The sequence below is a fragment of the Novosphingobium sp. PhB165 genome, from assembly GCF_004341845.1.
GTDB lineage: Bacteria > Pseudomonadota > Alphaproteobacteria > Sphingomonadales > Sphingomonadaceae > Novosphingobium.
In genome coordinates, this window is sequence record NZ_SLVB01000021.1 from 1 (window position 1) to 7,869 (window position 7,869).

Sequence of the window (7,869 nt, forward strand, 5' to 3'; positions counted from 1 at the left end):
ACTCCGCCGCTCGAATCCGTTACCGATTGAGCATGGAAAGGGGGCCCAGTTTTACGTGTCGCCCCCGGCCCAATTCCCGGCGTCGTTTGACAGGGGTGTTATCCTCCGTGCAACGGCGCACGAAAATCTTGTCTGGAGGAACGTTTGAACGCCCCGTCGTCTGGGTTCGGGCAAGTTCGCGATTATCGAGCGCAGTCGGTGCTTCAGGATTGTCCCTTGGCGGCTCGAACCTGAGAAGCAGGACAGGCGGCCATGCAGGTCTCGGGCAGAATGAGTTGGTCGTTCGTTCGGCGACGGCGAGGGCCCGGCGGTTCCTGAGAAAGGACACCTAACGACCGTTCGCTTCCGATGGATTCTGATAGTTTTCGGATGATCTGCTCCGTTCATCCCGTCGTGGGTTCGGGCGATACAAGCGGGGGCCACGGGCGGGAGGCCAAACCCGCAATATCCGGGAATATCCGATTAACGCCAATTGACGCTCTTTGCCTGCCTACCGAGCCCATGGATAATCGTCGGACGAAAGCGCCAGGCCTGCCTCGTCACCGTGGAGCCGATCGACGCCCATACCTGCCTGTTGGGAGATCGGTGAAGGCCTGCAAGAGCTCGTTGATTGCAATGGGCGCATTGTTGGAACTCGAGAAGGAAGCCCAGAATGAGTGATCCAAAGTTGCCGGCGAGCGAGACGAGAGCTGAAACGTGCTCCCAGTTTGAACCCTTGGCGGTCCGCATTCCCGAAGCATGCCGGCTCACTGGAATCAGCCGCTCCAAGCTTTACGAACTTATCGCCGACGGCCAAATCGAGATTGCGAAGATCGGATCGATGACCCTTGTGCCCATGGACAGCTTGCGGGGGCTGATAAGGCGAACGCGCAAGTTTGCCGATTAGTCCGCGTGCCGGCGCTACCGGACCTGCCTGAACTCGATGGGATTTCACTTGGGATGCTGCGAGGCAAAAGGGAAAATCGATGCCATCCATATTATTCTGGGAAATGTGAATTACTCCCCAGCAAGCGCGACATCGATCATGGCCCGCCATGCATCTTCTAGGTCTTGTTCGTCGATAGATCGTCCGCAGCCGCTGATGAGGCGATTAGTGCCAGCATTGCTCATGGTACCCGATGGATCACGGACGGCTTCCAAGACGGCGCGCACCTCTGGTAGGTGATGCATCCAAGTCGGATTTGCGCCCATGCGTACGTCCGGGTATTCTTCGTTTACATAACAAAGGGCGCGCGCGGCGCGTTCAAGCGCGGGCGTTATGGTTTGCGCGGGAGCCGTCGAAGACTTTGCTGCCACGAATTCCTCCACCATTGTGTCGCAGAAACTCACGTCCGTGAAATCTCAGTATGAACGAAATCCCCTGTGAGCGCCTCAGAAATTATGGGGTAACTCGTTCTTGCTGACGGAGATCGATATGCCCGGAGCCGTCGGGCTTCGTGACAGCACGGGCGCTGATGGGTTCGCTCCATCTCTGGTAGGCTCCGCCCCCCGCTTGGCGCGTGTGTTCGCGAATTCTCGAGAGCAAACTTGTTTTTGCTCTCGCTCCTCGTTGACCGTTCATTTCAGGAATCGATGTGTCCGGCAATTTCGGCGCACTTCGCATCGGTCTGGCCGCTGAAATCCCACGGTTTATCTTCCGCATTTGCACTTGCAGCACAATCTCATTGACGCCGATCTACGCAGGCGGAATAGGTGGCGCGCCTTAGCAGGCTCAAGGGTCGCACTACCACCGCTCACGCCGCGAAATATTGGCCCCGAAAAAATTTCGTTTAAAATAAATTATTTGCATGAGTTTGTTGAATGATGATCGCGGTAGTCGGCCTAGGTTACGTTGACCTCTCAAATGCTGTTCTTTTCGCCAAGAACCACGAGGTTTACGGCGGCTATTGCCTGCTCAAGGATACGAGGCAGTTGCTGGCCAATTATTTGGAATCCCGCAAAACCCCACCTGCGGGTACGTCGATGTCAATCGCATGCGCAAGGATTCCTCGCCCATCAGATCGTAGCCCGCAAGCCAAGGACAGTCGCAATGTTCCGGCTGGTCGTCAAAACTGGATCGGACAATTTCTGCCAAGCAGTCGATCCCGGGGGTTATGAAGCGGATCGAGGGTACGGGCATCATGGTCATGATCTACGAGCTGGCGATGTCAGACGATAATTCTACGGCTCGCACGGTGCTGTGTGATCTCGGTGCGTTCTGCCAGGACTGCGTGGTCGTTATTGTCAATCGGGTGCAGTTGTAAGTGAGAGCGTGGAGGGAAAAGGGCCTATTCGCAAATTGTTTGAACCATATTGTCAAATGTGGCTGCAATAATTCCTTCGAGTCGGTCAGCGTAATTTAGGTAAAAAGGGGTTTTGGTTTGAGAAAGGGTATCATTCTTGCGGGTGGGTCTGGAACTCGTCTGTACCCGATCACTCGTGGCGTCTCGAAACAATTAATGCCTGTATACGACAAGCCGATGATTTATTACCCGTTGTCGGTCTTGATGTTGGCTGGAATTCGAGAAATTCTCATTATTACCACTCCGCACGACCAGGCCGCCTTCCAGGCTCTTCTCGGAGACGGCTCGAGTTTCGGTGTGGATCTCCAATACGCTGTTCAGCCCGAACCCGCAGGGCTTGCTCAAGCCTACCACATCGGCGCGGATTTCGTTGGCAGTAACCCATCTACGCTCGTTTTGGGCGATAATATCTTTTATGGCCACGGCCTGCCAGACCTGCTTCAAGCGGCGGGGAACCGCGAAGTCGGAGCGTCAGTTTTCGGCTATTATGTGAGCGATCCCAAGGCCTACGGTGTCGTGTCGTTTGACGGAAAGGGCCGTGCTGAGACGATTGAGGAAAAGCCGATATATCCGAAATCGAATTACGCTGTCACTGGCCTCTACTTTTATGATAGCCGAGCGGTCGACATCGCCCGTGACCTTAAGCCCAGTCCGCGCGGCGAACTTGAAATTACGGATCTCAATCGCGTCTATTTGGAACGCGGAGAGTTGTCGGTCGAGATTATGGGGCGCGGCTACGCCTGGCTCGATACGGGAACGCATGGTTCACTTCTCGACGCCGGCAACTATGTGCGTATCATTGAGGAGCGCCAAGGCCTCAAGATTGCCTGTCCCGAGGAAATTGCCTGGCGTCAGGGTTTCATCGACGACGCGCGCTTGGAGGAAATCGCAGATCCTTTGGTGAAAAGCGGTTACGGCGCATATCTGCTCAACTTGCTGCACAATCGCGATGCCCTTCTCGAGGGAGTAGGCGCGTGAAGGTCGTCCCTACTGAAATTGACGGCTTGTTCATCATAGAGCCGCGTGTGTTCGGTGATGATCGAGGCTTCTTTTTAGAAAGCTGGAACCGAAATGTTTTCGCCGAGTTCGGCCTCGATGTGGACTTCGTTCAAGATAACCACAGCCGCTCCGCACGCGGCGTGCTGCGCGGTCTCCACTACCAGCAGCCAAATCCTCAAGGGAAGCTAGTGCGGGTGACCGCAGGCCGCGCATGGGACGTCGCGGTCGACCTACGGGGCGGTTCTGCAACATACGGTCGCTGGTTCGGTGTAGAGCTTTCTGCTCAGAATAAGCGAATGTTTTGGATTCCGCCTGGCTTCGCGCACGGCTTCGTGAGCTTGGAAGATAACACTGATTTCCTCTACAAATGCACAAGCTTTTATGATCCATCACACGAGCACTCGCTCATGTGGAATGATCCTGAAGTTGGCATCGAATGGCCACTGGATGGCATCGATCCGCAGCTTTCGGCTAAGGATGAGATTGGTTTGCCGCTGAGCGAATTGGAGCCTTTCGCGTGAAGGTTTTGATTGTGGGCGGCAAGGGGCAGTTGGGCAAAAGCCTGATGTCAACGGCGCCAGCCGGTCTGGAAATCGTCAGTCATGATATCGACACTCTCGACATCACAGATACGGTAGCCGTCCATCGCGCAGTCGAGGCAGTTCGCCCTGAGTTCGTGCTCAACGCGGCCGCTTATACGGCCGTAGACAAGGCCGAGAGCGAGGAGGATCTCGCTCATGCGGTCAATGCAACTGCTGTGGGATATCTTGCCGATGCCGCTCGCAAGGTCTGTGCTCGGTTCGTCCACGTTTCGACAGACTTTGTGTTCGATGGTCTTTCAGGCGTTCCTTACGCACCGGATGCGCCGACTGCACCACTGAGTGCCTACGGCCGCACTAAACTCATGGGCGAAAAAGCGGCGGGCAATGATGCTCTCATTATCCGGACCGCATGGGTATATGCTCCTAGCGGCGGCAATTTTGTGCGTACGATGTTGCGCCTGATGAGCGAGCGTCCGGAAGTGCGGGTGGTGGCAGACCAGATTGGCACCCCAACGTATGCACCGGGATTGGCGGCGGCGCTTTGGTCATTGGCTGGCAAACGTGCAACCGGCTTGTATCATTATACCGATGCGGGCGCCTGTTCCTGGTACGACTTTGCCGTTGCCATCCAGGAGGAGGGCCTTGCTGCGAAGCTTCTTGATAAGGAGGTGCCGGTCATTCCAATCAGTACAGCGGACTATTCAACTGCGGCGCGTCGTCCGCACTATTCCGTGCTCGACAAGACTTCAACATTTGCAGCGATAGGCGGTCCGGCACCGCATTGGCGGGCAAATCTTCGTACTATGATTACCGAGATCAAGACCAATGGCTAACATTATCGTTACGGGCGGCGCGGGCTTCATCGGTGCTAATTTTGTCCATCACTGGAACAAGGTATCACCGCACGACAGTATTGTTGTGCTAGATCTGCTCACCTATGCAGGCAACAAGCACAATTTGGACGGACTTGACGACGTCCTGCTCGTCGAGGGCGACATCTGCGACACTGACTTGGTCTCTAAGATCATCGCTGACAACGAGATCGACACGATAGTCCACTTTGCGGCCGAAAGTCATGTCGACCGGTCGATCACCGGGCCTGATGCGTTCGTGACGACCAACGTTATCGGCACGCATAGCTTGCTTAAGGCCGCAAAAAAGGCCTGGCTTGATAGCGGAACCGGCAAGCCGCACCGCTTCCACCATGTGTCGACCGACGAAGTTTACGGATCGCTTGGGCCGAACGACTCTGCCTTCAGCGAGACGACACCTTATGCGCCCAACTCGCCCTATTCGGCCTCCAAGGCTGCGAGTGACCATCTCGTGCGCGCCTATCATCATACCTACGGGCTAGAGACGACGACGAGCAACTGCTCGAACAATTACGGCCCCTTCCAATTTCCCGAAAAGCTGATCCCGCTTTTCACGCTCAATGCATTGAACGGCAAGCCGCTCCCCATCTATGGTGACGGTTTGAATGTGCGAGATTGGTTGCACGTTGAGGACCATTGCCGGGGTATAGAGGTATGTCTTCGCAAGGGTGCGGCGGGTGAAGTCTACAATATTGGCGGGGGGCAAGAACTGCCAAACCTCACGGTAATTGATGAAATTTGCCGCGCGGTCGACAGTGCCTTCGCGGCGGATGCGACGCTTGCAGACCGTTTCCCTGATGCTCCGGCTGCGAACGGACGGCGGAGTGAGGAACTCAAGACGTTCGTGACTGACCGTAAAGGGCACGATAGGCGATATGCGATCGACGAAGCAAAGGCACGCGATGAGCTTGGGTACATCCCTGCGCGTGATTTCAAACAGGGCTTCGCCGAGACCTTAAACTGGTTTCTTTCTCGCGAGGATTGGTGGCGGCCTCTCCTTGAGCGCGCCGCGATTACGCGGTGATAACGAAACTCGCTGGCTCCTTAGTGACGGAGTCAGCGCTATCTGACAAAATAGGGGCCGGTTGTGCCAATCAAGCATTTGATCATACTTGGAATTCGGGGCGTTCCTGCCGCCCACGGAGGATTCGAAAGTTTTGCGGAGAGGCTGGCTCCATGGATGGTACAGCATGGCTGGAAAGTCACTGTCTATTGCCAGGGAAGCGATACAGGTGTCCGATACGAAGACACTTGGGAAGGATGTCGCCGGATACATATCCCCGTTAAAAGCAGCGGGCCTTTGGGAACGATTGAGTTTGACATCAAATCGACCGTGGATGCAGTCTCTCAGCCCGGCGTGTTGTTGACGCTTGGCTATAATACCGGCTTTTTGTCGGCTTACATCCGACTTCTCGGTCGCTTCAATCTCATCAATATGGATGGGATCGAATGGAAGCGGGCGAAATATTCAATCGCACAAAAAATATATCTTTGGCTTAACGAAAGGTTGGCGGCGGCCTCGGGTAATATTTTAATTGCCGATCATCCCGAAATTGCGAGGCACCACGCAGGCCATGCATCGACCCGAAAGATCAAAATGATCCCGTACGGGAGTGAGCGGATCGATTGTGCTGATAAAGAAAAGCTGCGAGAATACGGCCTATCTGAAGATAAATACTTTACCCTTATTGCTAGGCCGGAGCCCGAAAATTCGATACTCGAGATCGTTAGGGCCTTTTCGCGAAAGCCGCGGGGAGTGAAGCTAGTGGTATTGGGGAAGTACCAACATAATCACGCGTATCACAAATCCGTTCTTGAAGCTGCTAGTGAAGAAGTAGTGTTCTTGGGTGCGATTTATGAGAAGGCAAGTTTGAATGCCTTGCGATTGTATAGCCTTGCTTACGCTCATGGACATCAGGTCGGAGGAACTAATCCCTCTTTAGTTGAGGCCTTGGGTGCAGGTAACGCTGTGCTCGCTCACGATAACGTTTTTAATCGCTGGGTTGCCGGGGGCGCTGGGCTTTATTTTATAGACGAAGACGAATGTGAAAGGCAGATCGAACGCCTGGTTCAAGAAAATGCAGTTCACCACTTGCGCTCCGCCTCGCGAAGTCGCTGGGAGGAGGATTTCACATGGCCGGAAGTTTTGAAATCTTATCAGAATTTAATTGAGTCTAGTTTGTAATCTCATCGCCAAATACAGTTACAAAATTGCATTTTAATACATCATCGGTGACGCTCTGGGCGTAGATAATTTTAATTAAGGCTTGAAATTTATTCTATAAATGAGAGGTTGGTTCGTCAAATTCTTATTTTCTGGGCCTATCAAGGCAGCGAGCCGAAGGCCTGCAAAATCCCGGTAATTTGCAGGTGCTCCCGACAAGTTTGATGATGCTGATGCTGGCGGGTACGGATTCCGAGAATCTTGGCGATCTGTACCGATCTGATCCCGGCCGGATAGAAGCTACATCGTTTGGAAGTTGGCTGGTGACGAGCGTGGAGCGCCGGCCGTGTCGGACGTTCGTGCAGGACGATAGCATCACGCCCGAGACGCTTGTTCAGGCGAGCGTGCCGGAATATCCAACCGCCAGACTCTCGTTATGGGCGAGGGGGCACCGGGGGCAGGGACAGGTCACCGCACATCAATGGGCGGCGTAGCCAGCCCATCAAACCGCCGTTTACTGATTACCATCTTGCCGTTCGCGGAGGCGTCATGCCCGCTCCCACTTGCTGGAGTGCTTGCCCATTCATGTCGATTTCCGGCGGTGCATAGCGCGACGTGAAGTTCAATCCCGAGTGACCGAGTCACAGGTGGACAGCGACAATTTCGGCGCCGGCGTTGCAATTCAGTTTGCATGGATATCGGAGAGAAATTTCCCTCGTCTGGGAGGCGGGTAATCGACGCGGCCAAGCTATCGAGTTCGCCCTTTGCGACCAACACGTCCTTGCGTCCGAGAGCCTCCCTCGTGCACTGGTGCACGGATTTGCCATCGCGCATGCTCTCGACCATTGTTCAACTTGGGCCTGCCCCCTTCACCAGCTCGGATCATGAAACACAAAATGCGGTCACAGGGAATCTCTAGGCCGTGAACCCATAAATGGTTGTCGATGGCGCAGCCTGCGGGCATGTTCAGGCAAGTATGGAACAACCGACAGTTCAAGCGCGCTGGGAAC

The 7,869-nt window shown here is 54.7% G+C and carries 7 protein-coding genes; 6 read left to right on the plus strand and 1 reads right to left on the minus strand.

Annotated elements, in window-relative coordinates; translation table 11 throughout:
* The first annotated feature begins 652 nt into the window (after positions 1-652).
* Positions 653-886 (plus strand): helix-turn-helix domain-containing protein, encoded by a 234-nt coding sequence (locus tag EDF56_RS25640; protein ID WP_132392993.1) that lies wholly within the window; start codon positions 653-655, stop codon positions 884-886.
* A gap of 110 nt (positions 887-996) precedes the next feature.
* Here EDF56_RS25640 and EDF56_RS26190 read toward each other — a convergent pair whose 3' ends face one another.
* Positions 997-1,311 carry a hypothetical protein gene (locus EDF56_RS26190; RefSeq protein ID WP_165912407.1) on the minus strand — a complete coding sequence of 105 codons (315 nt, stop codon included), beginning with the start codon at positions 1,309-1,311 and terminating at the stop codon, positions 997-999.
* Positions 1,312-2,360: 1,049 nt separating this feature from the next.
* Between EDF56_RS26190 and rfbA the strand changes: the two genes are divergently transcribed.
* The 5 genes from rfbA to EDF56_RS25665 all read left to right on the plus strand — a co-directional run bounded on the left by rfbA (position 2,361) and on the right by EDF56_RS25665 (position 6,880).
* A complete protein-coding gene (rfbA, locus tag EDF56_RS25645; RefSeq protein ID WP_132392995.1) occupies positions 2,361-3,260 on the plus strand; it encodes a glucose-1-phosphate thymidylyltransferase RfbA in 900 nt (299 codons plus the stop codon).
* Positions 3,257-3,802, plus strand: a complete 546-nt coding sequence (gene rfbC / locus EDF56_RS25650; RefSeq protein WP_132392997.1) for a dTDP-4-dehydrorhamnose 3,5-epimerase — start codon at positions 3,257-3,259, stop codon at positions 3,800-3,802. The genes rfbA and rfbC overlap by 4 nt, the downstream gene beginning before the upstream one ends.
* Positions 3,799-4,656: a dTDP-4-dehydrorhamnose reductase gene (gene rfbD, locus EDF56_RS25655; protein ID WP_132392999.1), complete on the plus strand. Its 858-nt coding sequence runs from the start codon at positions 3,799-3,801 to the stop codon at positions 4,654-4,656. Before rfbC ends, rfbD begins: the two co-directional genes overlap by 4 nt.
* The gene (gene rfbB, locus EDF56_RS25660; protein ID WP_132393001.1) at positions 4,649-5,719 is read left to right on the plus strand and encodes a dTDP-glucose 4,6-dehydratase; all 1,071 of its coding nucleotides are present in this window, start codon (positions 4,649-4,651) and stop codon (positions 5,717-5,719) included. The genes rfbD and rfbB overlap by 8 nt, the downstream gene beginning before the upstream one ends.
* A 63-nt stretch (positions 5,720-5,782) precedes the next feature.
* A complete protein-coding gene (locus tag EDF56_RS25665) occupies positions 5,783-6,880 on the plus strand; it encodes a DUF1972 domain-containing protein (RefSeq protein ID WP_132393003.1) in 1,098 nt (365 codons plus the stop codon).
* Positions 6,881-7,869 lie beyond the last annotated feature (989 nt).